Raw genomic sequence first — 25,972 nt, 5'->3', positions numbered from 1 at the left:
TTATCCCTTCACTGCGCCGGAGGTGAGACCGCCGACCGCCTTGCGTTGCAGGAACAGGAAGAGGACCAGGATCGGGACGGCGAAGATCGAAGCGGCAGCCATGGTGGCACCCCAGTCGTCGCCGAACTGGCTCTGGAACTGTGAGAGCCACAACGGCAGGGTGCCCATGGCCGGCTCCTTGTTGAGGACCAGTACGAGCGGGAATTCGTTCCAGGCGGTGATGAAACCGAAGAGCGACGTGGCCATCAGGCCGGGGGCCAGCAGCGGGAAGACCACCTTGAGGAACGCCTGCCGGCGCGAGCAGCCGTCGACCATCGCGGACTCCTCCAGTTCCTTGGGCACCGCGGCGACATAGCCACGCAGCGTCAGAAGGGTGAAGGGCAGCACCATCAGCATGTAGAAGCAGGTGAGCGGCAGGAGGCTGTTGAGCAGGTCCGCGTCCCGGACGATCAGGTAGATCGAGATCACCATGACCTCCCAGGGGGCCATCTGGGCGATCATGAAGGTCAGCAGGATGCCCTTGCGGCCCCTGAAGCGCATCCGGGTCAGGGCGAAGGCCCCGCAGAGCGCGATGACCAGCGACAGACCGACGGCGAGCACGGTCACCAGGACCGAGTTCCCGGCCAGCGTCCAGAAGTGCGGAGCGTTCACGGCCGTCACGAAGTGCTCGGCGGTGCCGTGGAAGGGGAACCACACGGGGTCCTCGGTGATGATGTCCCGGGTCGGCTTGAAGGCCGTGCTGAACATCCAGTAGACGGGGAAGGCGAAACCGAGGGCGAGCACGATCGCCGTGGCGTTGGGCCAGATGCGGCCGGCGAGCGAGCGCTTCACAGCTCCTCCTCCTGCTTGAGGGTCAGACGCAGGTAGTACGCGGTCATCACCAGCAGCACCGCGATCGTCAGCAGCGAGATGGCGGCCCCCATGCCGAAGTGGAGGTTGCCGACGCCCTCGGTGAAGGCGTAGATGGGCAGCGTCTCGGTGAGCCGGTCGGGGCCGCCCTCGTTGATCGCAAAGATCTGCGGGAACGCCTTGAAGACCCAGATGATCTCCAGGAACGTCGTGGCCAGGAAGAAGGGCTTGAGGAACGGGAAGGTGACGGAGGTGAAGACCTGCCAGGTGCCGGCGCCGTCCATCCGGGCCGCTTCGTAGAGCTCCCTGGGGATGGTCGTGGTGGCGGCGTAGAGGTTCAGGGCCACGAAGGGCAGCGACTGCCACACGATCAGTACGGTGATGACGAAGAAGGTGGACAGCTGGGTGCCGACCCAGTCGTAGTGGGCCATGGCGTGCCAGCCGGCCTGGTCCAGCAGCCAGTTGACGACGCCGTAGCGGGAGTCGAAGAGCCACTGGAAGACGGTGGTGGCGGCGATCACCGGCATGGCCCAGGCCAGCACCAGCGCCAGGGACAACGTGAGGCGCATCTTCTTGCCGAGCCGGGCCAGCAGCAGTCCGATCAGCACGCCGAGGACCATGATCAGGACGACATTGACCGCGGTGAAGACGAGGGTGCGTGCGGTGACCCGCCAGAACTGCTCGCTGCCCAGGATCTCTTGGTAGTTCCCCGTCCCGCGCCAGTCGGTGAGGTGCTGGATCAGCTCCTTCATATTGAGGTTCTGGAAGGAGAGCAGGAGGTTGCGGACCATGGGCCAGCCCAGGAAGACCGCGGTCGCGAGCAGTGCCGGCAGCAGCAGGAGGTACGGGGCGCGGCGGGCGGACGGATGAGGGGTGTGACGGGCGGGAGGACGAGGAGCACCCCGCCTGCCCAGCCGGCCGCCTCCGCGCCGCGTGGGCGGTGCGCCTCCCTTGCCGGCCTGCGGCGCGGTCTTGTCCACCGCGTCGTCGAGCTGCACTGCCATGGGCCCTGCTCCCCCTTGCTGCCGTGAATCCTCGGTGCTCCTGCGGGAACGCCACACGCCTGCGGGGCCGGGAAACGGCCGGCCCCGCAGGCAGCCGCCGGTTACTGCTTGGCGAGCCGTGCGTTGATCTCGGATTCGACGTCCTTGGCGGCATCGGCCGGGGACTTACCGCCGAGAACGGCCGTCATATAGCTCTTGATCGGGTTCGGCAGGTTCTCCACCGCGGCCCACTGCGGAATCAGCGGAGTGGTGCCGCCGGACTTCTCCGCGGCGGGCGCGGCGGCCGCGGCGGCCGGATTCTGCTGAGCGGCACCGGCCAGATCGGCGGACTTCGGGGTCCAGCCGGACTCCTTGACCATCTGTCCGTCGTTCTGCTTCGAGAGGGCGACCTTCAGGAATTCCTTGGCGAGTTCCTGGTTCTTGCCCATACCGGCGACGGCCAAGTTCGAGCCGCCGAGGAAAACGCCCTCGGGCTTGGCCGCGGTCTCACCGGGGATGGTGAAGAAGCCGATGTCCTTCTTGATTTCCGGGTTGGCCTTGACGGCGGTGGCGGCCTCGTAGCCCATGGCGATGAGGGCGCCGGTCCTACCCTTGGCGAAGACCTCACCCTGCTGCGGGGTGGCCTCGTCCTTGTTCTTGGGAGCGGTGCTGAAGGCCTGGTACTGCTGGTAGATGTCCATGGCCTTGGAGACCTTGGGGTCGCCGAGGTTGGAGACCCACTTGCCGCCCTGCTTCTTCACCAGGTCGGCGCCGGTGCCGATGGTCAGGCCGTCGAGGAAGTACCAGTTCTGGCCGGGGAGATACAGGGGCTCGGCGTCGGTCTTCTTCTTGATGGTGTCAAAGGCCTTGAAGAGCTCATTGCGCGTCTTGGGGGTGCCCTTGAGGCCGGCTTCGGCCCAGATCTTCTTGTTGTACATCACCACGCGGTTTCCGGCGAACCACGGCAGTGCGTACTGCTTTCCGTCGACGAGCGAGGCCTTGTTGAAGGCGTCGTTCCAGTCGGAGCCGATCTCCTTCTTCAGATCACCGAGTTCGGCGAGGGCGCCCGCGTTCGCGTAGGCGGCGGTCTGGGTGTTGCCGATTTCGACGACGTCCGGCGGGGTGTCCTCGGAAAGGGCGGTGCTCAGCTTCTGCTGAATGCCGTTCCACTGCTGAACCTTGAATTCGACACTGGCGCCGGTCTTCTTCTTGAACTGCTCGGAGACCTGTTTGGTCCACTGCGCCGGATTCGAACCACTCATCACCCAAACGGTCAGCTTCTGGCCCTTGAAGCCATCCGCGCCCGCCTTGTTGCCGTCGCTGGACCCACAGGCAGCGACACTCACCAGCATTCCCGCGACCGCCGTCGCTGCTATGAGCCCACGCTTCATTGCGCTCTCCCCCAAAGGCCGGGTGTGGTCTTTAATGGTTTAGACCAGTGCCCGCAGCTTGGCCTAGACCTTTTGGGGTGTCAAGGGTGTATAAGAGTCGCTGTCAGGTCCGTTACCGGACCGACACCTGGCAAGCCGGGACCTGCAAGGAAGCGCGGGAAACCCACCCGTGCCACGATGTGAGCCGCTACATACGGAGGAGCCGGTGACGGCAGCACGACAGGAGTCGGAGAGGCGGGTCATGGAGACGGACGGGGGCAACGGTGCCGAGAGCGGCGGTGGCACCGGCACGCGGACCGCGCGGGTACCCAAGTACTACCGCCTCAAGCGGCACTTGCTGGAGATCACCGAGACCTTGCCGCCCGGCACCCCGGTCCCGCCCGAGCGCACCCTCGCCGCGGAGTTCGACACCTCGCGCACGACGGTGCGTCAGGCCCTCCAGGAGCTGGTCGTCGAGGGCCGGCTGGAGCGCATCCAGGGCAAGGGCACCTTTGTCGCCAAGCCCAAGGTCTCCCAGGCGCTGCAACTGACGTCCTATACGGAGGACATGCGGGCCCAGGGCCTGGAGCCGGCCTCCCAGCTGCTGGACATCGGCTATGTCACCGCCGACGACCGGCTGGCCGGCCTGCTGGACATCTCCACCGGCGGCCGGGTGCTGCGCATCGAGCGGCTGCGGCTGGCCAGCGGCGAGCCGATGGCCATCGAGATCACCCATCTGTCGGCCAAACGCTTCCCCGCGCTCCGCCGGAACCTCGTCAAGTACACCTCCCTCTACACCGCACTGGCCGAGGTGTACGACGTCCGGCTGGCGGAGGCCGAGGAGACCATCGAGACCTCGCTGGCCACCCCGCGCGAGGCCGGTCTGCTGGGCACCGATGTCGGCCTGCCGATGCTGATGCTCTCCCGGCACTCGCTCGACGCCCAGGGGCAGCCGGTGGAGTGGGTGCGCTCGGTCTACCGGGGCGACCGCTACAAGTTCGTCGCCCGACTGCGCCGCCCCACGGACTGACCTGCCGCCCCGGGGTCCGCCCCGGGGCCCGGCGCACCCCTCAGCGCCCCTGAACATTTCCACCACAGCCGCCCCAAACGGGATGAATCAGGCAGCTGGTGGTACCGCGGAGGTGTCCCTCGTGTGGATTCTCCATACCGATATGCGGACAGCTAGTGACGCGCGCCACGCCCCTGCCATAGATTTCCAGCCGATTACACAGGAGACAGCCAGGGGACGGAGCCGCGGTCATGACACAGTCAGCCGAATCACCGGGTCGCAGACAGGTCGTCACACCCTCGCGTGTGGTGACCGGGATCTGCCTGATCGTCCCCTTCGTGGCGATGCTGTGGGTGAGTTCCTACGCCAGGGTCGAGCCGAGATTCATCGGGATCCCGTTCTTCTACTGGTACCAGATGGCGTGGGTGCCGATCTCGACCGTGCTCACGATGATCGCGTACAAGCTGGTGCAGCGTGAGCTGCGCGCCCGCAAGGGAGGTGCGGCCCAGTGACGCTCACCACGACCGCGGCGAGCACCTCCGAGGCGCTCGCCGCTTCCTCGACCAAGGGCGTCAACGGCGTGGCCCTCGCCGTCTTCGTCTTCTTCTTCCTGGCCGTGACGGTCATGGGCTTCCTGGCGGCCCGCTGGCGCAAGGCCGAGCAGTCCGCCAACCTCGACGAATGGGGGCTGGGCGGCCGCAGCTTCGGCACCTGGGTGACGTGGTTCCTGCTGGGCGGTGACCTCTACACCGCGTACACCTTCGTGGCCGTACCGGCGGCGATCTACGCGGCGGGCGCGTCCGGCTTCTTCGCCGTGCCGTACACGATCCTGGTCTACCCGCTCATCTTCACCTTCCTCCCCCGCCTCTGGTCGGTCTCGCACAAGCACGGCTACGTCACCACCTCCGACTTCGTCCGCGGCCGCTTCGGCTCCAAGGGACTGTCGCTGGCCGTGGCGCTCACCGGCATCCTCGCCACGATGCCGTACATCGCCCTCCAACTGGTCGGCATCCAGGCCGTCCTGGACGTGATGGGCATCGGCGGCGGCGAGCACACCAACTGGTTCGTCAAGGACCTGCCGCTGCTGATCGCGTTCGCCGTGCTGGCCGCGTACACCTACTCCTCGGGGCTGCGCGCCCCGGCGCTGATCGCGTTCGTCAAGGACGGCCTGATCTATCTCGTCATCGCCGTGGCGATCATCTACATCCCGATCAAGCTGGGCGGCTTCGGCGAGATCTTCGACACGGCCGGCAAGGCGCTCTCCCAGCCCGGCGCCGTCCCCGGCAAGCCGCGCGGCGAGCTGGTCAGCGGCCCGAACGCCCAGTGGGGGTACGCGACCTTGGCGCTCGGCTCGGCGCTGGCGCTCTTCATGTACCCGCACTCGATCACCGCGACGCTGTCCTCGCGCAGCCGCAACGTGATCCGCCGCAACACGACCATCCTGCCGCTGTACTCCCTCATGCTGGGCCTGCTGGCGCTGCTGGGCTTCATGGCGATCAAGGCCGGTACGGACATCCAGGGCAACCCGCAGCTGGCCATCCCGCAGCTGTTCGAGGACATGTTCCCGAGCTGGTTCTCCGGCGTGGCGTTCGCCGCGATCGGCATCGGCGCGCTGGTGCCCGCGGCCATCATGTCGATCGCCGCGGCCAACCTCTTCACCCGCAACGTCTACAAGGACTTCCTCAAGCCGGGCGCCACGCCCGAGCAGGAACACAAGGTCGCCAAGCTCGTCTCGCTGCTGGTGAAGGTCGGCGCGCTGGTCTTCGTCCTCACCATGGACAAGACGATCGCGATCAACTTCCAGCTGCTGGGCGGCATCTGGATCCTTCAGACCATGCCGTCCCTGGTCGGCGGCCTTTTCACCCGCTGGTTCCACCGCTGGGCACTGCTGGGCGGCTGGGCGGTCGGCATGCTCTACGGCACGCTCGCGGCGTACGGCGTCGCCAGCCCGACCCAGGCCCACTTCGGCGGCTCCAGCAAGGAGATCCCCGGCATCGGCGAAATCGGCTACATCGGCCTGACCGCCTTCGTCCTGAACGTCGTGGTGACGGTGGTCCTGACCATCGTCCTGAAGGCCGTAGGGGCCCCCGAGGGAACCGACGAGACCAGCCCCGCCGACTACACGGCGGACGCCGGCGACAAGGGCGTCTCCGTCGAACTCCCGCCGGCAACGCCGGAGGAGGCACCGGCGGGGCGCTGAACCGCCCCCTGCCGCACCTTCACGGGCCGCCGCGTTCCCCCGGGAACACGGCGGCCCGTTGGCGTGGGCCGTTCAGTTCACCCAGTTCTTCAGCTGCTCGGTTTCGAGGGTGATGCCCACCGGATCCGGCAGGTGAAGCGTCTTGCCGAACGGCACGGTGTGAACGGTCTCGTAGCTGCCGTCATCGGGTTCGCTGTAGACCACGATCCGGCAAGCTTGGCGGTCGATCAATAGGTAGAGCGGGATGCCGGTCCTCGCGTACGCACGGGGCTTCTCCACCCGGTCGCGCTGGTCGGTGTCCGAGTCATGCGAGGTGACTTCGACGACCATGAGCACCGGGTCGGGGTCTGCCCATTCACCCTGGCCCACGAAGGCATCGCACGGCACGAGCGAGGCGTCCGGACGAAGGCGGCCCTTTTGGTAGGTCTCCGCCTTCAGACCCTGGTTCGGATCGAGGAAGAGCTCCGGCCTGTGTTGCATGCAGATGCGAAGCAACCACTGGATGATCCGTCCGTGATCCCCGTCCGGCATCGCCTTGCTCCTGACCTTCCCGTCGATGAGTTCCAACCGCGCACCTTCTTCCAGGCGGGCGAGTATCCGGGAGGCCTCTTCGAAATGCTCGGTCTCCATGATGTGCGGACGGTCGGCGAGCGCGGTCATGAGGCCTTCTCCTTCTTCCACGGGACGGAGCAGAAAACGTAAAACCGACCATAGCCGAGGCCACTGACAGGCACTGCGTGATCACTCACGACACACTAGATATGGGGGTGCACGCGAAGGGCCACCCCCACATGTATGCTCGTCCTCGCTGTCGCCGCAGGGGAATCCGGTGGGAATCCGGAACTGTCCCGCAACGGTGTTGGAGCGGGCTCGGCCGGCCGGACAACGGCCCCGGCACGCCGCCCGTGAAGTCCGAAGACCTGCCGACGGTACGCCCGCACCGCCATGGGTGCGGACGTCGATACGTCCGGGCCCCGAGGGTTGGGCCGGTGGACGCCGCGCGGTGTGCCCGCGCACCCCTGACCGTCACGGGGTGCCGCATGCCCGCGTGCGCCCGTCGCGTCCCTCCCCTCCCGGCCCCCGCCGAGTGAGGGAGAGCAGCACGTGACCATCGCGCCAACGGAGCCCGCGTCAGACGCCGAGGTCGTGCCCCCCGCGGTAGCCACGCCTGCCGGCACCGCCGACGGCGGGCCCGGCCAGGACGGTCCGGGTGTCGCCCTGCTGCGCACCCTGACCGAGCTGACCGAGGATCTGACCGCGACCGACCCCGGCAAGGTGGCCGCCGCCGCCCTGCGCGGCCGGCATGCGGGCTCCGACGAGGCCGAACTGCGGTCGCTGGCCACCGATGCCGCGGCCGGTCTGATCGGTGACGAGCCGCAGTACTCCAAGCTCGCCGCGCGTCTGCTCACGCTCGCCATCGCGGAGGAGGCGGCCGGACAGGGGGCGGTCGCCTTCTCCGCCTCCGTCGAGGTCGGTCACCGCGAGGGGCTGATCGCCGACGAGACCGCGGAGTTCGTGCGCACCCACGCGGCCCGTCTGGACGCGCTGGTCGACAAGGCGCTGGCCGATGGCGCCGACGACCGGTTCGGCTACTTCGGCCTGCGCACCCTGCACTCGCGCTACCTCCTGCGGCACCCCACCACCCGTCAGGTCGTCGAGACCCCGCAGCACTTCCTGCTGCGGGTGGCCTGCGGCCTCGCCGAGGACCACAGCGACCGCGCCCTGGACGACGTCGCCGAGCTCTACCGCCTGACCAGCTCGCTGTCCTACCTGCCCTCCTCCCCCACCCTGTTCAACTCCGGTACCCGCCACCCGCAGATGTCGTCCTGCTACCTGCTGGACTCGCCGCTGGACGAGCTGGACTCGATCTACGACCGGTACCACCAGGTCGCGCGGCTCTCCAAGCACGCGGGCGGCATCGGCCTCTCGTACTCCCGTATCCGCGCCCGCGGTTCGCTGATCCGCGGCACCAACGGGCACTCCAACGGCATCGTGCCGTTCCTGCGCACCCTGGACGCCTCGGTCGCGGCCGTGAACCAGGGCGGCCGGCGCAAGGGCGCCGCCTGTGTCTACCTGGAGACCTGGCACGCGGACATCGAGGAGTTCCTGGAGCTGCGCGACAACACCGGTGAGGAGGCCCGCCGTACGCACAACCTGAACATCGCGCACTGGATCCCGGACGAGTTCATGCGTCGCGTGGAGGCGGACGCCGACTGGTCGCTGTTCTCGCCCTCGGACGCCCCGGAGCTGGTGGACCTGTGGGGCGACGAGTTCGACGCCGCCTACCGCAAGCTGGAGGCCGACGGCCGGGCGCTCAAGCAGATCCCGGCGCGGGTGCTGTACTCCCGCATGATGCGCACCCTGGCGCAGACCGGCAACGGCTGGATGACGTTCAAGGACGCCGCCAACCGCACCGCCAACCAGACCGCCGAGCCCGGCCAGGTCGTGCACTCCTCCAACCTGTGCACCGAGATCCTGGAGGTGACGAACGACGGGGAGACCGCGGTCTGCAACCTGGGGTCGGTCAACCTCGCGTCGCACCTGGGTGACAACGGTGAGATGGACTGGGAGCGGCTGGACGCCACGGTCCGCACCGCCGTCACCTTCCTCGACCGCGTGGTGGACATCAACTTCTACCCGACCGAGCAGGCCGGTGCCTCCAACTCCCGCTGGCGCCCGGTGGGTCTGGGCCTGATGGGCCTTCAGGACGTCTTCTTCCGGCTGCGGCTGCCCTTCGACTCGCCCGAGGCGCGGGAGCTGTCGACCCGGATCTCCGAGCGCATCATGCTCGCCGCCTACGAGGCGTCCGCCGACCTCGCCGAGCGGCACGGCCCGCACGAGGCGTGGTCCGCGACCCGCACCGCCCGCGGTGTGCTGCACCCGGACCACTACCCGAACGCGGAGCCGCGCTGGGCCGACCGCTGGGCCGCGCTGCGCACCCGTATCGCCGCGACCGGGATGCGCAACTCCCTGCTGCTGGCGATCGCGCCGACCGCGACCATCGCCTCCATCGCGGGCGTGTACGAGTGCATCGAGCCGCAGGTCTCCAACCTCTTCAAGCGCGAGACGCTGTCCGGCGAGTTCCTCCAGGTCAACGCCTATCTGATCGAGGAGCTCAAGGCCCTGGGGATGTGGGACGGACGGACCCGTGACGCGCTGCGCGAGGCCAACGGCTCGGTGCAGGACGTCGAGTGGATCCCCGAGGAGATCCGGGCGCTGTACCGCACCGCCTGGGAGATCCCGCAGCGCGCCCTGATCGACATGGCCGCGGCCCGTACGCCCTACCTCGACCAGAGCCAGTCGCTGAACCTCTTCATGGCGTCGCCGACCATCGGCAAGCTCAGCTCGATGTACGCCTACGCCTGGAAGCGCGGCATCAAGACGACGTACTACCTGCGCTCCCGTCCGGCGACCCGGATCGCGCAGTCGGCGCGCGGCGGAGCCGCCGCCACCCCCGCGCCCGTACCGCAGCAGGCCACCGACCCCGAGGCGGTCGCCTGCTCCCTGGAAAACCCCGAGTCCTGCGAGGCCTGCCAGTAATGACCACCGCACCCGAGACGAACGCGGCCGCCGCCCACACGGCCACCACCGGCACGAAGAACCTCCTGGACCCGGGCTTCGAACTCACGCTGCGCCCCATGCGGTACCCGGAGTTCTACGACCGCTACCGCGACGCGATCAAGAACACCTGGACCGTGGAGGAGGTCGACCTCCACTCCGACGTCGCCGACCTCGCCAAGCTCTCGCCGGGCGAGCAGCACATGATCGGCCGGCTGGTCGCGTTCTTCGCGACCGGTGACTCGATCGTCTCCAACAACCTCGTGCTGACGCTCTACAAGCACATCAACTCCCCCGAGGCGCGGCTGTACCTGAGCCGTCAGCTCTTCGAGGAGGCCGTGCACGTCCAGTTCTACTTGACGCTGCTGGACACCTACCTCCCCGACCCGGACGACCGCGCCGCCGCCTTCGCGGCCGTGGAGAACATCCCGTCCATCCGGGAGAAGGCCCAGTTCTGCTTCAAGTGGATGGACTCGGTCGAGAAGATCGACCGGCTGGAGTCCAAGGCCGACCGGCGCCGCTTCCTGCTGAACCTGATCTGCTTCGCGGCCTGTATCGAGGGGCTGTTCTTCTACGGCGCCTTCGCCTACGTGTACTGGTTCCGCTCGCGGGGCCTGCTGCACGGTCTGGCCACCGGCACCAACTGGGTCTTCCGCGACGAGTCCATGCACATGGAGTTCGCGTTCTCCGTGGTGGACACCGTGCGCGAGGAGGAGCCCGAGCTCTTCGACGACAAGCTGGAGCAGCAGGTCACCGACATGCTCAAGGAGGCCGTCGAGGCGGAGCTCCAGTTCGGCCGTGACCTGTGCGGTGAGGGCCTGCCGGGCATGAACACCGACTCGATGCGCGAGTACCTCCAGTGCGTCGCCGACCAGCGGTTGCAGCGGCTCGGCTTCGCGCCGGTCTACGGCTCGGAGAACCCGTTCTCCTTCATGGAGCTCCAGAACGTCCAGGAGCTGACCAACTTCTTCGAGCGCCGGGCATCCGCCTACCAGGTGGCCGTCGAGGGTTCGGTCTCCTTCGACGACGACTTCTAGAAGACGTACCGCGACGCCCCTTCGTCCCCGCCGCCCGCCGTTTGTGAGCGTTCTGTTACCTCGGCAACCGGAACCGGGGCCGTCACCTCTACCTGGGCATGAAGGGCACGAAGGAGCGTCGCCGGTTCATCGACTACCCACGCCGGGGACGGGAGGGTCCGCGCCGATGGCTGCCATCATGGCGCCAGTGGCTCGGCACCCTCTCGCTCGGCATCATCGGCCTGGCCGGCCTGTTCGCCGTGGTCTACGCGAACGTCGACATCCCGAACGAGAATGAGCTGGCGGGCAAGGAGGCCACCGTCTATTACTGGGCGGACGGCAGCCAGATGGTGAGCGTGGGCGCCGTCAACCGGCAGAACGTCACCCTCGACAAGGTTCCCGACTCTGTCGAGAATTCCGTGATCGCGGCGGAGAACGCCACGTTCTACACCGACGCCGGCGTCTCCCTCCAGGGCATCGGCCGTGCCCTGGTCAACATGGTCTCCGGCGAGGAGACCCAGGGCGGCTCCACCATCACCCAGCAGTATGTGAAGAACACCTATCTCTCGCAGGACCAGACGGTCACCCGCAAGATGAAGGAATTCATCATCTCGCTGAAGGTGAGCAACCAGAAGCCCAAGCAGGAGATTCTGCGCGGCTACCTCAACACCAGCTGGTTCGGCCGTGGTTCGTACGGCATCCAGGCCGCCGCCCACGCCTATTACGGCATTGACGCCAAGGACCTGGATCCCAGCCAGGGCGCCATGCTGGCGGCCTTGTTGAAGGGTTCGGAGCAGTACGACCCCGCACTGAGCAAGGCCAATCACGCGCGGGCCGTGGCACGGTGGAAGTGGATCCTCGACCGGCAGGTCATCACCGGGAAGATGAGCGAGCAGGAGCGGGCGAAGTACGACACCTTCCCCGAGCCCCGGGGGCTGTCGAAGCCCACCAGCCAGGCCGGCCAGACCGGCTATCTCGTCGATGTCGCCAACAAGTTCATCAAGTCCGACACCGGTCTGACCGACAAGGACCTGGCGCGCGGCGGCTATCGCATTCACACGACGTTCGACAAAAAGCGTACCCACCGGCTGGAAAAGGCCGTGCAGGACGTCCGCCGGGAGAACATCGATCCGCAGCAGCGCGCGGCCGACAACTATGTGGAGTTCGGCGCGGCCTCCGTGCGCCCCAAGGACGGGGCGATCGTCGCGCTCTACGGCGGCGCGGACGCCACCCGGCACTTCAGCAACAACGCGGACACCAGCGCGGTCCCGGCCGGCTCCGCCTTCAAACCGTTCGTGCTGGCGGCCGCGCTCCAGCGGCCGGACGGCGAGCCGGCGGACGCCACGGCGCAGCCGGTGGTGGACCAGAAGACCGCGGTGCCGGATCTGAGCGGCGCGCTGATGAAGGGCCAGAGCCCGCCGTTCGTGCAGGCCGGACAGCGCATCGGGCTGGAGCGGATCCGGGACCTCGCGGTGGCCGCGGGGCTGCGCAAGGAGAGCATGGCCCGCCTGGAGCAGACCTTCCCGCTGGGCACCTCGGCCCCCAGCGCGATACGGATGGCGAGCGCGTACACCACCTTCGCCAACGGCGGGCTGCACACCGACCCGTACGCGGTGTCCGAGATGACCCACGACGGCAAGAAGGTACCCGGCATCGACCGCCGCGAGCCCGAGCAGGTCCTCGACGCCGGGGTCGCCCAGCAGGTGTCCAGCGCCCTGGAGGGGGTGGGCTGGCGGAGCCTGGTGCAGGACAGCGGGACGGCCCAGCAGCCGGTCGCGGCCGGCCGCACGGAGCAGGGCGACCGGATGAAGTCGGCCTGGTTCATCGGCAGCCCGTCGGGCGTCGGCCCCGACCTCGGTCCCGGACCGGACAAGTGGGGCGGTGCCCGCCCCGGCCGGGTGCCCGGTGCCGTCGACGACAACCAGCCGACCACCGCCGTCACCATGTTCCGCAACAAGCCGGGAGCGCCCGAGCTGCTGCCGATGCAGGGCGTCGGCGGGGAGGGCACCGGGCTGGGGACGAGCATCCCGCCGAAGATCTGGCGCGCCTACCAGCAAGCGCCCTGAGCGAGCGGGGTGTCCGGCCACCAGGCCGGGCGCCCCGCTCCGCCCGCGTCAGTCGTTGGCGACGACGGGGTAGCGCGGCTCCAGCTCGGCCATCTGCTTCAGCGCGTCCTTGCGGTCCCGCTTGCTGAGCCGGTCGATGTAGAGGTAGCCGTAGAGGTGATCGGTCTCGTGCTGGAGGCAGCGCGCGAAGTAGCCGGTGCCCTCGACCGCGACCGGCTCGCCCTTGGCGTCCTGGCCGCGGACCACGGCGTAGTCGGGGCGGGCCAGCGAGGCGTAGGCGCCGGGCACGGACAGACAGCCCTCGTTGGAGTCGTCCAGGATCCGGCGCTCGGCCGGCAGCTCGTCCAGCACCGGGTTGCAGATCGCGCCGACGTGCCGGACGCCCTGGTCGTCCAGGCAGTCGTAGACGAAGACCTTCAGGTCCACACCGATCTGGTTCGCGGCCAGGCCCACGCCCTCGGCGGTCCGCTGGCTGGCGAACATGTCGTCGATGAGCTGGGCGAGCTGCTCGTCGAACTCCGTGACGTCCTTGCACTCCTTGTGGAGCACGGGGTTGCCGACGACCGTGATCGGCCGCGAGGTGCCGCGCTCACGGTGGGCGGTCTCCCGCTCCTCGGCGTCCGTGACGTCGTCGCTGAATGCTTCGTCCACGCGCTGGTCACCGTCTTGATCAAACACAGGCTGCTGGGCCATCTCCGCCGTACGCCTTCCTGAAAACCCTGAGTAGTCGCCCTACAGCCTACGGGGGCGCGGTCGGACTCTCAGCAGACCTCTTCCAGATCCCGCCATTCCCGGGTGTCCGGGCTGTCCGCGACCCAGCCGTCCAGCAGGCCCCGCACCAGGGCGGCGGGCGCCGCGATACCGCACTCGCGCTCCGGCACCCACAGCGAGCCCGAGCCCGCCGTGCGGTGTCCCAGCGGCCCGGGGTGACCGGGCTCACTGTGGTCGTGCGGGTCCAGATGCTCGCCGTCGCCCTCGTCGCTGGGCATCCGGCTCTCCGAGCACGTACGGCACAGCAGCCGGACCGAGGACGACCAGTCCTCGGCCGCGAAGCCCGCATCGGCCGCCAGCCGCTCCAGGGCGTCCCGGTCGGCCTCCGTGGCGGCCTCCAGGAGCACCACCCAGGTGGGGACCGGGGAGGGCGCCCACAGCTCGATCTCGTCGAAGACGGGATAGGCCCTCGTGGCACCGTCGGCGCCCGTGGCGGTGGTCCGCTCGCCGTGCGGGACGCCGTCGTGCAGCACCACCTCGCCCCAGCGCCGCCCGGAGGACGGCAGCGGGATCGACAGCACCTCGATACGGGCCGGGTCCAGCCGGCGGCCCCAGACCACCTCGGCCTCGCCCTCCGGGGAGAGCCGGACGGCGGCGCTGCCCAGGGCCATACCGAGCGGTTCGCCGGACGGCGAGCCCGTGCCGGGGACCTTGAGGCCGTAGGCCTGCCAGGAGCGGCGGGCCAGCGGCCAGTCCTGTAGGGCGGTGGCGGCGATTCCGACGTTCCACCAGTCGGGCGCCCCGCTCTCGCGGTCCAGCAGCGCGACCGCGCGCAGCCCGGCGGCCCTGGCCTGCTCCCAGTCGTGCCGGAACTTGTGCAGCAGGGCGAGGTTGAACCAGGACTCCGACAGCCACGGCTCCATGTCCGCGGCACGGGTCAGCAGCGCCCCCGCGTCCTCGTAACGGCCGTCGCCGATCAGCGTGAAAGCGCGGTCGGTCGCCTGCCGCCACGAGGCGGAGGGCCGGTGCCGTACCTTGCCGAAGATCCTCACGATTCCCGCCTGCTGGTTGCTCTTGATGCCGCTGAGGAGGGGTCCCGAGCGGCGTCCGGGGCCTTCTGAGGGGCCCACTCGACAACCTGCCACAGATTGCCGTCGGGCTCAGCCTGGTTTGCTGGTCCCCCTGCGGCTCCTTGCCCTTCGCCGACCCCCTGAACCCCCTGAAAGGGGCTTCCTTCGCATCCAACCATGCCCATCTCGGAGGCCGCTCATTACCCATGGGTTCCACGACCTCGGGCACTCTGTGAAGACGCAACGACGGGGCGGCGGCCCGCGCGAGCGGAAGACGGCCCCCGCAGGCCGCCGATGACCGCCGATGACCGCCCACTGCCCGTTTCCGGCCACACCGGGGCACTACGCATACGGGAGGGCGTCGCACAGGCCGGAGGACCGGACGCGGCCCGCCCGGCGGCGCCGGAACCCGCCGCGACAGTCGGGCATCTCACACCGCCCGGCCGCCGCACGAAAGGACCCTGGCCAGCGCCTCGACGACCCGGGGCTCGTGGTCCTGGGCGGTGGCCAGCCGCAGCCGCTCCAGGGCGCGCAGCGAGCCGCCCGGTCCCGCGGACTCCCCGGACAGATCGTCGTAGGCGTTGACCGTGCGGACGATACGCGCCGTGACCGGCTGGTCCCGGTACGGGTCGGCCTGCCGCTCGACGATCACCGCGACCTCCGCGGGGACCCCGGTCTGCCGGACCACGGCGCCGCCCAGCAGCGCGATCCGGCGCTGTTCGGCGGGCGGCAGCGGCGAGGTGGCGCCGTCCGGCACCGGGTCCAGGAGCGAGAGCTGGCCGATGTCGTGCATCAGGGCGGCGTATTCGAGAACGTCCAGATCCGGTTCGTTCAGCCCGAGTTCGCGGCCCACGGCGCGGCTGAGCGCGGCCACCCGGCGGGCGTGGCCGTGCGGCGTGTAGCCGGCGATCTCGGTGGAGCGGGCCAGCGAGGCGATGGTCTGGCGGTAGGTGGTGCGGACGGCCGCGAAGCGCCGGAAGGCGAACTGGGTCAGCAGCAGGGGCAGACAGAAGACCGGCAGCGCCCACAGCCCGGCGACCGCGGTGGCCAGCGAGATCACCACCCCGGTGGCACAGATCGCCGAGCCGATCCCGGGCAGCGCCCGCAACTCGTCGCGCAGCAGCGGCCCGTACGGCCAGCCGGTACGGGCGCGGGCGAGCGCCGCCGCCAGCACCGCGTCGCACAGCGCGGTCAGCGCCATCAGGCCGGTCATGAAGAGCGGATAGACCGGCCCGGAGGCCACCCAGGTGCCCAGCGTCCCGGTGTTGTAGAGCGGCTGGAAGCAGGTGGCGGCGAAGCCGATGGTCAGTATCCGGCGGGCGAGATGGTCCAGCGCCGGCCCCCGGCCGCGGGCGATCTGCGGGACGAGTCCGACCAGACCGGCCGCCAGGACCACGGCGACGGTCTGCGGTACGCCATGGGTCGTCGGCCGCCCGCCGGCCTCACCGAGCAGGGCGTACGCGAGCGCGCCGGCCGCACCGAGCGGGGCGCCCTCCCGTTCTCCCGGCGCCCGCCCGCCCCCGGCCGCCGGCGCGGGGCCCCAGCCCGCCAGCTCGCCCACCGCGATCAGCACCCCGAAGGCCAGCGCGATCCCGGGCTCGGCCAGGCCCTCCCAGAGCGTGTGGCCGAGCGACCAGCACGCCAGCGCACCGGCCGGGGCGTAGACCGCGGCGATCACGGCGCCGCCCCGTGCGGCCGGCATACCGGCGCGCGGGGGACGGGCGGCGCGGCTGTCCCCCGTCCGGCTCCCGGGCGGCCGGACCGGCCGGGGCCCCTCCGGGACGCCGCTCACCGCGCACCGTCCCGCCCGGCTCCTTCGGGCCGCAACGCGGGCCGCGGCGCCCGGTGCTGCCCGCCGGCGGCCGCCTCCCCGGCCCCCTGCGCCGCGACGGCGCCCTGCTCCGCGACGGCGCCCTGCCCCTCGCGCACCGCACCGGCCTCCCCGTCCGCCGCCGTCACCAGGTCCGGTTGCCAGCCGTACCGGTCGAGCGACGCCGCCAGCGCCCGGACCATCCGCGCGTCGAACTGCTCCCCCGCACATTTGCGCAGCTCCGCCACGGCCGCCGGCACCGGCCGGGCCCGGCGGTAGGAGCGGGTCGAGGTCATCGCGTCGAAGGCGTCGGCAACCGCCACCACCCGTGCGCACTCCGGGATGTGATGGCCCCTCAGGCCGTACGGGTAGCCGCGGCCGTCCAGCCGCTCGTGGTGGTGCAGGATCGCCGCCCGCGCCTCCTCCAGGAAGCCGATACCGCGCACGATCTCGTGCCCGTACTCGGGATGCAGCTCGATGACCCGGCGCTCCTCGGGCGTCAGCGGCCCGTCCTTGCGCAACAGCCGGGTGGGGACGCCGAGTTTGCCGACGTCGTGCAGGATGCCGGCGAACCGCAGCACCTCCACCCGGTCCTCCGCCATGCCCAGCTCCCGGGCGATCATCACCGACGCGCGCCCGACCCGCTCGCTGTGCCCGCGGGTGTAGCGGTCCTTGATGTCCACGGCCTGCACCAGGGCACGGATGGTGGCCTGATGGGCGGTGCGTTCACGGTGGTACTGGGCGAAGACCCAGCACGAGAGGCACATCGGCAGCAGCACCAGCAGCGCCGCCACGGGCCCGTACGAGCTGCGCCACAGGACCGCCATCATCAGCCCGGCCAGGCCGTGCACCAGATGCGGCCCCAGCGAACGGGTCAGCGCCCCGCGCCAGGCGGTGCGCGGCGGGTGCCGCTCGGCGGCGACCAGCACACCGCCGTCGAGCACCGCGAGCACCGCGCAGAAGGTCGCGGCGGCGGCCGCGGCCGGCAGCAGCAGAACGGGGAACTGCGGTGCGGACAGCGGATGGTGGCCGATGGCCCGGAAGACCTGGGCGGCCGCGCAGCAGGCCAGCGCCAGCTCGGCGGCGTGCCAGAGCCGGCGGGCGGCGGCCGAGCGCGCCTCGGCCGGCCCGGTCAGCGCGCCGGGGACGGCGGCCAGCGCGGCCAGCGGCGGCGGCAGCAGAAAGACCCCGGCGAGCAGGACGGGGCTGGCCCAGCCGGCGACGGAGCCGCCGGACGTGCCGGCGGAACCCGGGCCGTACGGCACCCGGCCGCCCAGCAGCGGGCAGCGGGGCAGCTGTTCGCACAGTACGTACAAGGTGGCCAGGGCCAGAGTGCTGCTCCAGGGGGCGCCGGCTCCGAGCCGTGACGCCGGGGCGGCACACAGCGCCGCGGCCAGTGTGGCGCAGCCGATATATCCTCGCGCGGCCGCCGGAAGTCCCCGCATCGCGCCCTCCTCACCATGCCCACCGCTCTCCCCCACGCCCTTGAGGAGCAGAGAGACCCCGTCGCCCTGCCTCCGCAGTGCGCTGGGGTCCGGTGAGAATAGAGGGGCTGGGGCACCGGGGAAGGTGCATCAGCGGATCGGGCGGGACGAATCGCCCCGCCCCTCACCCCTTAGGGTGATGTGCCGCCTTATTCGGCCCGCGCGGTTTTGGTCCGTGCATCGGCGGAACCGGTCGCTTCGGCCGGACCGGTCCCCTCCTCGGATGCGGCCGCCCGCTCGCGCTGTGCCTGTTCCTTCTTGGCCTGTTCGAGCACGCTCACCTCGGGCACGGTCTCCCCGGCCCGGATGAGGTCGATCCGGCCCATGACCTTGGAGCGCAGATCGCTGGGGACGTCGTCATGGCCGCAGCAGCGCTTGACGAGCTTCTTGACCGCCTGCTCCAGGCCGTACTTCTCCAGGCACGGCGAGCACTCGTCGAGATGCACCTGGAAATCTGCGCACTCCCCCTCGGGCATCTCCCGGTCGAGATACTCGTAGAGGTGATCAAGGACCTCTGAGCAGTCCTTCTCATGCGGGTCTCCGCAGCTCATGATCCCGAGCCTTTCCGGTCGTGCGACTCCGACGTGCGCGCGGACTGCGGGTCCGCGGCCGCCGCCCCCGCCGGAACCAGCCCGCGCTCACGGGCGTAATCCTCCAGCATGCCGCGCAGTTGGCGCCGGCCGCGATGCAGACGGGACATCACCGTGCCGATGGGTGTCCCCATGATGTCCGCGATCTCCTTGTACGCAAAGCCCTCGACATCCGCGAGGTAGACCGCGATACGGAATTCCTCGGGGATCTCCTGGAGCGCGGCCTTCACGTCCGAGTCGGGGAGATGGTCGAGCGCCTGGGACTCGGCGGAGCGCAGCCCGGTCGACATATGCGACTCGGCGCGCGCCAGCTGCCAGTCCTCGATCTCCTCGGCGGCACTGCGCTGGGGCTCGCGCTGCTTCTTGCGGTAGGAGTTGATGAAGGTGTTCGTGAGGATGCGGTACAGCCACGCCTTGAGGTTGGTGCCCTCCCGGAACTGGTGGAAGGACGCATACGCCTTGGCGTACGTCTCCTGCACCAGGTCCTCCGCGTCCGCCGGGTTGCGCGTCATGCGCAGCGCGGCGGAGTACATCTGGTCCAGGAACATCAGCGCGTCCCGCTCGAAGCGCGCATTGCGCTCGGCGGCGCTCTCCTGAGCCTTCTCCTCGGCCGTGCCGTCGGTCCCTGCGTCGGTACCGGTGACCGGACCCACCTCCTCCAACCCCGTCGTGGATCCGGATGCGGACCCACCCGATTCGGAGAATAGACGACGATCCGGTGCCGCCGCCGCTCCAGCCAGGGCGGGCTGCGTCACCTGCATCTGCGACCACGGCAGGTCAGCGGCCGGGCGGGCCGGGCAAGCGATTCCCATGCGGCGGACTCCCATTCCTCGTGCTTCACCGGACGTACTCGAGTACTACGCCTGGCACAACAGCCACGTCCGCCGGGGCATTCCCGGGATCCGCGCCAAGATCGGAGTCCCGGACCCGCACCCGGAGCGGCAAACGCGCTTGCCGCTCCGGCAAGGCGGGCGCAACGGTCAGCCGAACATCCCGTCCAGCCAGGCCGCCACCGCGTCCGTGATCACCGCCATCGACTCCGCCTCGCCCACGCCCGCCTTCTTCGGCACCGCGAAGCCGTGGTCACCGTGCGCCACCTCGGTGATCTCCGTCCCCGGCGGGAACTCCTCCGGCCGGCCGAACGGATCCCGGCCGCCCTGGACGACCAGCGTCGGCACCCCGGCGCCGGTCAGCTCGTCGGCCCGGGACTTCTCCGGCCGGCCCGGCGGATGCAGCGGAAAGCTGAGCGCGAGTACCGCGTGTGCGCCCAGTTCCCGCGCCGTACGGCAGGCCACCCGGGCACCGGCACTGCGGCCGCCGGCGACCACCGGCAGCCCCGGCTTCTCCAGCGCCGGCCACAGCGCGGTCCAGCCGGTGTCCAGGGTCTTCGGCGCGGGCGCCAGCTTCTTGCCCGCCACCCGCCACGGCTGCTCGACCAGCGCCACCGTGTACCCACGGGCCGGCAGCGCGGCGGCCAGGGCCCGCAGATCGCGTGCCTCGATGCCCCCGCCGGCGCCATGGCTCACGGCCACCACGGCCCGCGCCGGGGTGGCGTCGCGGTGCCAGGTGATCCGGGCGTCGCCCGCCGGTGTCGTGACGGTCTCGGTCTCCTTCGCCCCTGTGCTCATACCGCCCATCCTGCCCGTGCCGCGGCCGGAAGGTCACCGCAGCACGCCAGGGCGGCGTCCGAGGACCGGCGGGCGGGGACCGGCGGGCGGCCGGCACCACCCGCCCGTCGCGGGTTAGAACAGCGTGCCCACCTCGGGGCCGTCGAGCTCGGCGACCAGCTCGGGCCCGTTGTTGCGGACGTTGCTGACACCGGTCGGGACGGGATGGGCGCGCATCAGCCCGGCCGGCGGCGGCGTCAGCAGCTCACGCACCTCGTCGGGGTCGGTACGGGCCGGGTCGAGCCAGGCGTCCCAGCGGTCCGGCGTCAGGACCAGCGGCATCCGGGGGTGGATCTCGGCCAGGGACTGCGGCCCCGGGCCGCCGCCCGCCCCGGCCAGCGGGGTGGTCTCGGCCTCCGTGGTGACGACCGTGCAGGTCACCCACCAGGCCAGCGGATGGTCGCCCGGCAGCGTCCGGTCCCGCCAGAATTCGTACAGCCCGGCCATCGCCATCACCGTGCCGTCGGCGGGCGTGACGAAGTACGGCTGCTTACGGGGCCGCTTCTTCTTGCCCTGCTCCTCCAGCTGCCGCTCCGCGGCGTCGGTGACCCACTCGAAATACCCGTCACCGGGGAGCAGGCACCGACGGGTCGCGAAGGCCTGCCGGAAGGACGGCTTCTCGTGCACCGTCTCGGCCCGCGCATTGATCATCTTTGCCGCGGCCTCGGGTGATTTCGACCACGACGGGACCAGGCCCCACTTCAGCGTCCGCAGTTGCCGCGCCGGTCCGCCCGGCGGGAGGCCGTCCGCCGCCGCGCCCTTGAGGGGGCGTTCGAGCACCGCGTGCACCGGGGCCGTCGGAGCAACGTTCCAACTGGGTGCCAGGGTCTCCGTCGGCTCCCACTGCTGGACCCCGAAGATTCCCACCAGTTCCTCGGGCCGTCGACTCGCCGCATACCTACCGCACATGCATGCCACACTGCCATGCCACACGAAGGGGAGACATGGACACCGACCACCTCACCGACATATGGAGCCGGGTCTTCGGGACCCAGCCCGCCCCGTCGCTCTGGCTGGTGATCGTCACGGCGGTGCTCGCGCTGGGCGCCGTCGTCCCGCACACCGCCTGGCGGCTGGCACGCAACGCCATCACCATCGCCCACGAGGGCGGGCACGGCCTGATCGCCCTGCTCACCGGCCGCCGCCTGGACGGCATCCGGCTGCACTCGGACACCTCGGGTCTGACCGTTTCGCGGGGCAAGCCGACCGGTCTGGGCATGGTGCTGACCGCCGCGGCCGGCTACATCGCCCCGTCCCTGCTGGGCCTCGCGGGTGCCGCGCTGCTCGCCGCGGGGCACATCACGGCGCTGCTGTGGGGCGCGACCGCGCTGCTGCTGGCGCTGCTGGTCATGATCCGTAACGCCTACGGCGTGCTCACCGTCGTACTGACCGGCGCCGCGTTCGTGCTGGTCTCCTGGCTGACGACGGCGGATGTGCAGGCGGCGTTCGCCTATGCCGTGGTGTGGTTCCTGCTGCTGGGCGGGGTGCGGCCGCCGTTCGAGCTGATGGGCAAGCGGCACCGCGGGGGAGCCGTGGACTCCGATCCGGATCAGCTGGCGCGCCTGACCCATGTTCCGGCGGCCCTCTGGCTCGGCCTGTTCCACGTGGTGACGCTGTGCTCCCTGATCGGCGGCGGGCGCTGGCTGCTCGGCCTCTGACGCCAACCGCCCCGGGCCGGCGGCCGGTTCCCCTGCCGCCACGCCCAGGGGCGCCCACCGCATCCCCGCCCCCGGCACGCGAGCGCACTGCCCGTGCCATGTTCCGGAGGGGTTGCGCCGCTTTTGATCAAGATCGGCACCCTTGGCCAGCCATTAAAGTAAGGGCATGACCGAGAGCCCCGCACACCCCGCCCCATGGCCCGCCCCCCTCGCCGCCGGGGCCGTCGATGCCACCGTCACCGTGCCCGGCTCCAAATCGGTCACCAACCGCGGCCTGGTCCTGGCCGCCCTCTCCTCCGAGCCCGGCTGGCTGCGCCGCCCGCTGCGCTCCCGTGACACGCTCCTGATGGCCGAGGCGCTGCGCACCCTGGGCGTCGGCATCGAGGAGACGGCGTCCTCCAGCTCCGCCGGCTCCGCCGGCTCCGCCGGGCAGCCCGGCGGCGGCGAGGCCTGGCGGATCATCCCGGCAGGGCTGCACGGCCCGGCCACCATCGACGTCGGCAACGCCGGCACGGTCATGCGCTTCCTCCCCCCGGTCGCCGCGCTCGCCGACGGCCCGATCCGCTTCGACGGCGACCCGCGCTCCTACGAGCGTCCGCTCGGCGGCGTGATCGACGCGCTGCGCGCCCTGGGGGCCCGGATCGACGACGACAACCGCGGCGCGCTGCCGATGACGGTCTTCGGCAGCGGCGCGCTGGACGGCGGCCCGGTCGAGATCGACGCGTCCTCGTCCTCCCAGTTCGTCAGCGCCCTCCTGCTGTCCGCGCCGCGCTTCAACCAGGGCGTCGAGGTCCGGCACGTGGGCGCGGCGCTGCCCTCCATGCCGCACATCCGGATGACCGTCGACATGCTGCGCAGCGTCGGCGCGCAGGTGGACACCCCGGAGGCGGGCGGCGAGCCGAACGTCTGGCGGGTCACCCCGGGCGCGCTGCTCGGCCGCGATCTGGTCGTCGAGCCGGACCTGTCCAACGCCCAGCCGTTCCTGGCCGCGGCACTGGTCACCGGCGGCCGGGTCACCATCCCCGACTGGCCCGAGCACACCACCCAGCCCGGCGACGCGCTGCGCGAGATCTTCACCGCCATGGGCGGTTCCTGTGAGCTGACCGACCGCGGGCTGACCTTCACCGGCAGCGGCCGCATCCACGGCATCGACGTCGACCTGAGCGAGGTCGGCGAGCTGACCCCGGGCATCGCCGCGGTCGCCGCCCTGGCCGACTCGCCCTCCACACTGCGCGGGGTGGCGCATCTGCGGCTGCACGAGACCGACCGGCTGGCCGCGCTCACCAAGGAGCTCAACGAGCTCGGCGGCGATGTCACCGAGACCGCGGACGGGCTGCACATCCGGCCGCGCCCGCTGCACGGCGGGATCTTCCACACCTACGAGGACCACCGGCTGGCCACCGCCGCCGCGGTCATCGGCCTGGCGGTCGACGGTGTGGAGGTGGAGAACGTCGCCACCACCGCCAAGACCCTGCCCGACTTCCCCGCGATGTGGACGGACATGCTCGATCCGGCGGCCGTCCCCGCCCGGAGAGTCTGAGGGGTACCGCCGCCATGCGCCGCTACGGCAAGAACCCCGACGAGGACGACATCCGCGTCCGTCCCAACCCCAAGGGCAACCGCCCCCGGACGAACATCCGGCCCAAGCACGAGGACGCCGGTGAGGGTCTGGTGCTGACCGTCGACCGCGGCCGTCTGACCTGCCTCATCGAGGGCCGTACGGTCACCGCGATGAAGGCGCGCGAACTGGGCCGCAAGAGCGCGGTGGTCGGCGACCGGGTCGCCGTCGTCGGCGATCTGACCGGCACCAAGGACACCCTCGCCCGGATCGTCCGGGTCGAGCGGCGTTCCTCGACGCTGCGCCGTACGGCCGACGATGACGACCCGTTCGAGCGGGTCGTGGTCGCCAACGCCGACCAGCTCGCGATCGTCACCGCGCTCGCCGACCCGGAGCCGCGCCCCCGGCTCATCGACCGCTGTCTGGTCGCCGCCTTCGACGCGGGCCTCGATCCGCTGCTGGTGCTCACCAAGTCCGACCTGGCCTCCGCGGACACCCTGTTGGAGTCCTACGGCGATCTCGGTGTCCCCTACCTCGTCACCAACCGCGACGAACTCGCCGACGGCAGCGCCGCCGACCGGGTCAGGGCCGCGCTGACGGGCCGTATGACGGCGTTCGTCGGACACTCCGGGGTGGGCAAGACCACCCTGGTCAACTCCCTTGTCCCGGAGCGCCGTCGGGCCATCGGCCACGTCAACGCGGTCACCGGCCGCGGGCGGCACACCACCACCTCCGCGCTGGCGCTCCCGCTGCCCGACGACTCGGGCTGGGTCATCGACACCCCGGGCGTACGGTCCTTCGGGCTGCACCATGTCGACCCGTCCCGGGTCATCCACGCCTTCCCGGATCTGGAGCCCGGCACCGCCGGCTGCCCGCGTGCCTGTAGCCACGACGAACCGGACTGCGCGCTGGACGCATGGGTCGCCGACGGGCACGCCGATCCGGCCCGTCTCTACTCCCTGCGCCGTCTCCTGGCCACCCGCGAGCGACGCGAGGGCGACTGACCGCCGAAGTTTGCTGACGCCCGTCCGAGGTAAAGGCATAATCACACCGAGCCCGGCGTAGTGGTCCACCAGGCCCCGAGCGCCAGGACGGGGCCGGAACGAGTGATGTCGACGTCCCGTCGATGCTCACGCAGGACCGGCCCCAGCTGACGGAGGCAATGGCACATGGCGTGGCTGCTCGTCGTGGTGGCGGGGATCCTGGAGACCGGCTTCGCGGTCTGCCTCAAGCTTTCGCACGGCTTCACCCGCCTCTTCCCCACCATCGCCTTCGCGGCCTTCGCCCTCGGCAGCTTCGGTCTGCTGACGCTGGCGCTGCGCAAGCTCGACGTCGGGCCGGCGTACGCGGTGTGGACCGGCATCGGCGCGGCCGGTACGGCGATCTACGGCATGGTCTTCCTCGGCGATGTGGTCTCCACCCTGAAGATCGTCTCCATCACCATGGTCATCGTCGGCGTGGTCGGGCTCCAGCTGTCGGGGTCTGCGCACTGATCCCGGGGCCGCGCGCCCGCACAGCGACCGGTACCGGCCCCCGGTGCTCGTGACGCCGTCAACCCCTGCGGGCGCGTCACCCGCAGGACCCACGACCGTGTGACACCCCGTCATCCCCGGTCGCCCGGCGGCACACCGACCGGCATCCGGGCGAAGGCCCCCCGTACTAGCCGGGACACCGCCTCCGTCTCCAGCTCCCGCCTCGCACGCTGCGCCGGTATGCGGCCCGGCGCCGGCGCCGTGCCGGGAGCCGGCGGGGCGACCACACAGGCCAGGGTCAGCCGCGCCGCGGTCTCGCAGGCGGCACCCAGGGCGGGCAGCTCCTCCGCGGGCCAGTCGGGCTCCAGCGCCGCGACCGCCTGGTCGCAGAACCTGCCGACGAGCTCCGCGGGGCCCGGCAGCGGCACCTCCACGGGCGCCGGGGCCCGCTGCGCGGGGACGCCGGGCCGGACGGCCGGTAGCTGCACGGCGTCGGCGGGCGCCGGCGCAGGGGTCGGCAGCCGGTCGCCCCAGCAGCCGGTCAAAGCGGCCCTGACCAGGGGATTGGCGCGGGCGGTGCGCAGCGTCCAGGCGGCCGCGGCCACCACCCGGCCCGCCGCGTCGCCCCGTGTTCCGGCGGCCGAGGCGCCCCGGGCCAGCGCCCGTGCGACTCCGGCGAGGTAGCTCTCGGTCTCCCGGCGGACCAGGGCGCGGGCCAGCCCTTCCTTGCTGCCGAACTCGTTGTAGAGGGTCTGCCGGGAGACCCCGGCGGCGGCCGCGACATCGACCATCCGTACGGCCGGCCAGGGCCGGTTCATCAGTGCCGTGTAGGCGGCATCGAGCAGGGATTCACGCGCTGCGGGCATCCGTCGCCTCCCACGGCCGCCGGCCCAGGCGGCCG

The 25,972-nt window shown here is 70.8% G+C and carries 23 protein-coding genes and 1 riboswitch; of the genes, 10 read left to right on the top strand and 13 right to left on the bottom strand.

The genetic code is table 11. From position 1 onward, the window contains the following. From M8I34_RS31620 to M8I34_RS31610, 3 genes are all read right to left on the bottom strand, one after another. Positions 1 to 831 carry a carbohydrate ABC transporter permease gene (locus M8I34_RS31620; protein WP_250055311.1) on the bottom strand — a complete coding sequence of 277 codons (831 nt, stop codon included), beginning with the start codon at positions 829 to 831 and terminating at the stop codon, positions 1 to 3. Then, positions 828 to 1,853: a carbohydrate ABC transporter permease gene (locus M8I34_RS31615; protein WP_250055309.1), complete on the bottom strand. Its 1,026-nt coding sequence runs from the start codon at positions 1,851 to 1,853 to the stop codon at positions 828 to 830. The genes M8I34_RS31620 and M8I34_RS31615 overlap by 4 nt, the downstream gene beginning before the upstream one ends. A 101-nt stretch (positions 1,854 to 1,954) precedes the next feature. Further along, positions 1,955 to 3,223 (bottom strand): extracellular solute-binding protein, encoded by a 1,269-nt coding sequence (locus M8I34_RS31610; protein ID WP_250055307.1) that lies wholly within the window; start codon positions 3,221 to 3,223, stop codon positions 1,955 to 1,957. A gap of 241 nt (positions 3,224 to 3,464) precedes the next feature. Here M8I34_RS31610 and M8I34_RS31605 point away from each other — a divergent pair, with 241 nt between their 5' ends. From M8I34_RS31605 to mctP, 3 genes are all read left to right on the top strand, one after another. After that, positions 3,465 to 4,232 (top strand): GntR family transcriptional regulator, encoded by a 768-nt coding sequence (locus tag M8I34_RS31605; RefSeq protein WP_030981700.1) that lies wholly within the window; start codon positions 3,465 to 3,467, stop codon positions 4,230 to 4,232. A gap of 230 nt (positions 4,233 to 4,462) precedes the next feature. Further along, positions 4,463 to 4,723, top strand: coding sequence for a DUF3311 domain-containing protein (locus M8I34_RS31600; protein ID WP_030981698.1), 261 nt, complete (start codon positions 4,463 to 4,465; stop codon positions 4,721 to 4,723). Then, positions 4,720 to 6,411, top strand: a complete 1,692-nt coding sequence (mctP, locus tag M8I34_RS31595; protein WP_374211015.1) for a monocarboxylate uptake permease MctP — start codon at positions 4,720 to 4,722, stop codon at positions 6,409 to 6,411. Before M8I34_RS31600 ends, mctP begins: the two co-directional genes overlap by 4 nt. A 72-nt stretch (positions 6,412 to 6,483) precedes the next feature. Here mctP and M8I34_RS31590 read toward each other — a convergent pair whose 3' ends face one another. After that, a complete protein-coding gene (locus M8I34_RS31590) occupies positions 6,484 to 7,071 on the bottom strand; it encodes a Uma2 family endonuclease (protein ID WP_250055305.1) in 588 nt (195 codons plus the stop codon). Between the two features lie 158 nt (positions 7,072 to 7,229). Further along, positions 7,230 to 7,333: riboswitch (cobalamin riboswitch) on the top strand. Between the two features lie 182 nt (positions 7,334 to 7,515). Here M8I34_RS31590 and M8I34_RS31585 point away from each other — a divergent pair. From M8I34_RS31585 to M8I34_RS31575, 3 genes are all read left to right on the top strand, one after another. Continuing rightward, positions 7,516 to 9,951 (top strand): ribonucleoside-diphosphate reductase subunit alpha, encoded by a 2,436-nt coding sequence (locus M8I34_RS31585; RefSeq protein ID WP_250055296.1) that lies wholly within the window; start codon positions 7,516 to 7,518, stop codon positions 9,949 to 9,951. Then, positions 9,951 to 11,006, top strand: a complete 1,056-nt coding sequence (locus M8I34_RS31580; RefSeq protein ID WP_250055294.1) for a ribonucleotide-diphosphate reductase subunit beta — start codon at positions 9,951 to 9,953, stop codon at positions 11,004 to 11,006. The genes M8I34_RS31585 and M8I34_RS31580 overlap by 1 nt, the downstream gene beginning before the upstream one ends. A 98-nt stretch (positions 11,007 to 11,104) precedes the next feature. Then, positions 11,105 to 13,051: a transglycosylase domain-containing protein gene (locus M8I34_RS31575; RefSeq protein WP_250055292.1), complete on the top strand. Its 1,947-nt coding sequence runs from the start codon at positions 11,105 to 11,107 to the stop codon at positions 13,049 to 13,051. 48 nt (positions 13,052 to 13,099) lie between these two features. Here the strand turns inward: M8I34_RS31575 and def are convergent, their stop codons facing one another. The 8 genes from def to M8I34_RS31535 all read right to left on the bottom strand — a co-directional run bounded on the left by def (position 13,100) and on the right by M8I34_RS31535 (position 21,292). Then, positions 13,100 to 13,744 (bottom strand): peptide deformylase, encoded by a 645-nt coding sequence (gene def, locus M8I34_RS31570; RefSeq protein ID WP_250055290.1) that lies wholly within the window; start codon positions 13,742 to 13,744, stop codon positions 13,100 to 13,102. 68 nt (positions 13,745 to 13,812) lie between these two features. Next, positions 13,813 to 14,814 (bottom strand): tetratricopeptide repeat protein, encoded by a 1,002-nt coding sequence (locus M8I34_RS31565; protein ID WP_250055288.1) that lies wholly within the window; start codon positions 14,812 to 14,814, stop codon positions 13,813 to 13,815. A gap of 448 nt (positions 14,815 to 15,262) precedes the next feature. Continuing rightward, positions 15,263 to 16,534 (bottom strand): HD-GYP domain-containing protein, encoded by a 1,272-nt coding sequence (locus tag M8I34_RS31560; RefSeq protein ID WP_250055286.1) that lies wholly within the window; start codon positions 16,532 to 16,534, stop codon positions 15,263 to 15,265. An 86-nt stretch (positions 16,535 to 16,620) separates the two neighbouring features. Beyond that, positions 16,621 to 18,087 (bottom strand): HD-GYP domain-containing protein, encoded by a 1,467-nt coding sequence (locus M8I34_RS31555; RefSeq protein WP_250055284.1) that lies wholly within the window; start codon positions 18,085 to 18,087, stop codon positions 16,621 to 16,623. A 188-nt stretch (positions 18,088 to 18,275) separates the two neighbouring features. Continuing rightward, positions 18,276 to 18,677: a mycothiol system anti-sigma-R factor gene (gene rsrA, locus M8I34_RS31550; protein ID WP_030981681.1), complete on the bottom strand. Its 402-nt coding sequence runs from the start codon at positions 18,675 to 18,677 to the stop codon at positions 18,276 to 18,278. Further along, positions 18,674 to 19,369 carry a sigma-70 family RNA polymerase sigma factor gene (locus M8I34_RS31545; protein ID WP_244418787.1) on the bottom strand — a complete coding sequence of 232 codons (696 nt, stop codon included), beginning with the start codon at positions 19,367 to 19,369 and terminating at the stop codon, positions 18,674 to 18,676. The genes rsrA and M8I34_RS31545 overlap by 4 nt, the downstream gene beginning before the upstream one ends. Before the next feature lie 327 nt (positions 19,370 to 19,696). Beyond that, positions 19,697 to 20,344: an alpha/beta family hydrolase gene (locus M8I34_RS31540; RefSeq protein WP_250055282.1), complete on the bottom strand. Its 648-nt coding sequence runs from the start codon at positions 20,342 to 20,344 to the stop codon at positions 19,697 to 19,699. 114 nt (positions 20,345 to 20,458) lie between these two features. Beyond that, positions 20,459 to 21,292, bottom strand: coding sequence for an SOS response-associated peptidase (locus M8I34_RS31535; protein ID WP_250055280.1), 834 nt, complete (start codon positions 21,290 to 21,292; stop codon positions 20,459 to 20,461). Positions 21,293 to 21,327: 35 nt separating this feature from the next. On the opposite strand from M8I34_RS31535, the gene M8I34_RS31530 reads away from it, so the two are divergent. The 4 genes from M8I34_RS31530 to M8I34_RS31515 all read left to right on the top strand — a co-directional run bounded on the left by M8I34_RS31530 (position 21,328) and on the right by M8I34_RS31515 (position 25,092). Continuing rightward, positions 21,328 to 22,041, top strand: coding sequence for a M50 family metallopeptidase (locus M8I34_RS31530; protein WP_250055278.1), 714 nt, complete (start codon positions 21,328 to 21,330; stop codon positions 22,039 to 22,041). A gap of 166 nt (positions 22,042 to 22,207) precedes the next feature. Continuing rightward, positions 22,208 to 23,581, top strand: coding sequence for a 3-phosphoshikimate 1-carboxyvinyltransferase (gene aroA, locus M8I34_RS31525; RefSeq protein WP_250055276.1), 1,374 nt, complete (start codon positions 22,208 to 22,210; stop codon positions 23,579 to 23,581). Between the two features lie 14 nt (positions 23,582 to 23,595). Beyond that, complete coding sequence (gene rsgA / locus M8I34_RS31520) at positions 23,596 to 24,603, top strand: ribosome small subunit-dependent GTPase A (protein WP_244418790.1); 1,008 nt, start codon at positions 23,596 to 23,598, stop codon at positions 24,601 to 24,603. A 165-nt stretch (positions 24,604 to 24,768) separates the two neighbouring features. Beyond that, positions 24,769 to 25,092 (top strand): multidrug efflux SMR transporter, encoded by a 324-nt coding sequence (locus tag M8I34_RS31515; RefSeq protein WP_030081785.1) that lies wholly within the window; start codon positions 24,769 to 24,771, stop codon positions 25,090 to 25,092. Positions 25,093 to 25,202: 110 nt separating this feature from the next. Here M8I34_RS31515 and M8I34_RS31510 read toward each other — a convergent pair whose 3' ends face one another. After that, the gene (locus M8I34_RS31510) at positions 25,203 to 25,937 is read right to left on the bottom strand and encodes a TetR/AcrR family transcriptional regulator (protein WP_250055274.1); all 735 of its coding nucleotides are present in this window, start codon (positions 25,935 to 25,937) and stop codon (positions 25,203 to 25,205) included. Between the last annotated feature and the right edge of the window lie 35 nt (positions 25,938 to 25,972).

This window comes from Streptomyces sp. MCA2, assembly GCF_023544705.1.
GTDB classification, from domain to species: Bacteria; Actinomycetota; Actinomycetes; order Streptomycetales; family Streptomycetaceae; genus Streptomyces; species Streptomyces decoyicus.
This window is presented reverse-complemented; position numbering and strand designations above follow the sequence as displayed.

Excerpts from the sequence above, each read along its gene's own strand:
- M8I34_RS31560 (WP_250055286.1), bottom strand. The coding sequence starts at position 16,534 with ATGCCGGCCGCACGGGGCGGCGCCGTGATCGCCGCGGTCTACGCCCCG.
- M8I34_RS31510 (WP_250055274.1), bottom strand. The coding sequence starts at position 25,937 with ATGCCCGCAGCGCGTGAATCCCTGCTCGATGCCGCCTACACGGCACTG.
- rsgA (WP_244418790.1), top strand. The coding sequence starts at position 23,596 with ATGCGCCGCTACGGCAAGAACCCCGACGAGGACGACATCCGCGTCCGT.
- M8I34_RS31615 (WP_250055309.1), bottom strand. The coding sequence starts at position 1,853 with ATGGCAGTGCAGCTCGACGACGCGGTGGACAAGACCGCGCCGCAGGCC.
- M8I34_RS31540 (WP_250055282.1), bottom strand. The coding sequence starts at position 20,344 with ATGAGCACAGGGGCGAAGGAGACCGAGACCGTCACGACACCGGCGGGC.
- aroA (WP_250055276.1), top strand. The coding sequence starts at position 22,208 with ATGACCGAGAGCCCCGCACACCCCGCCCCATGGCCCGCCCCCCTCGCC.
- M8I34_RS31590 (WP_250055305.1), bottom strand. The coding sequence starts at position 7,071 with ATGACCGCGCTCGCCGACCGTCCGCACATCATGGAGACCGAGCATTTC.
- M8I34_RS31535 (WP_250055280.1), bottom strand. The coding sequence starts at position 21,292 with ATGTGCGGTAGGTATGCGGCGAGTCGACGGCCCGAGGAACTGGTGGGA.
- M8I34_RS31600 (WP_030981698.1), top strand. The coding sequence starts at position 4,463 with ATGACACAGTCAGCCGAATCACCGGGTCGCAGACAGGTCGTCACACCC.
- M8I34_RS31580 (WP_250055294.1), top strand. The coding sequence starts at position 9,951 with ATGACCACCGCACCCGAGACGAACGCGGCCGCCGCCCACACGGCCACC.
- M8I34_RS31530 (WP_250055278.1), top strand. The coding sequence starts at position 21,328 with ATGGACACCGACCACCTCACCGACATATGGAGCCGGGTCTTCGGGACC.
- M8I34_RS31555 (WP_250055284.1), bottom strand. The coding sequence starts at position 18,087 with ATGCGGGGACTTCCGGCGGCCGCGCGAGGATATATCGGCTGCGCCACA.
- M8I34_RS31605 (WP_030981700.1), top strand. The coding sequence starts at position 3,465 with ATGGAGACGGACGGGGGCAACGGTGCCGAGAGCGGCGGTGGCACCGGC.
- def (WP_250055290.1), bottom strand. The coding sequence starts at position 13,744 with ATGGCCCAGCAGCCTGTGTTTGATCAAGACGGTGACCAGCGCGTGGAC.
- M8I34_RS31575 (WP_250055292.1), top strand. The coding sequence starts at position 11,105 with ATGAAGGGCACGAAGGAGCGTCGCCGGTTCATCGACTACCCACGCCGG.
- rsrA (WP_030981681.1), bottom strand. The coding sequence starts at position 18,677 with ATGAGCTGCGGAGACCCGCATGAGAAGGACTGCTCAGAGGTCCTTGAT.
- M8I34_RS31515 (WP_030081785.1), top strand. The coding sequence starts at position 24,769 with ATGGCGTGGCTGCTCGTCGTGGTGGCGGGGATCCTGGAGACCGGCTTC.
- M8I34_RS31610 (WP_250055307.1), bottom strand. The coding sequence starts at position 3,223 with ATGAAGCGTGGGCTCATAGCAGCGACGGCGGTCGCGGGAATGCTGGTG.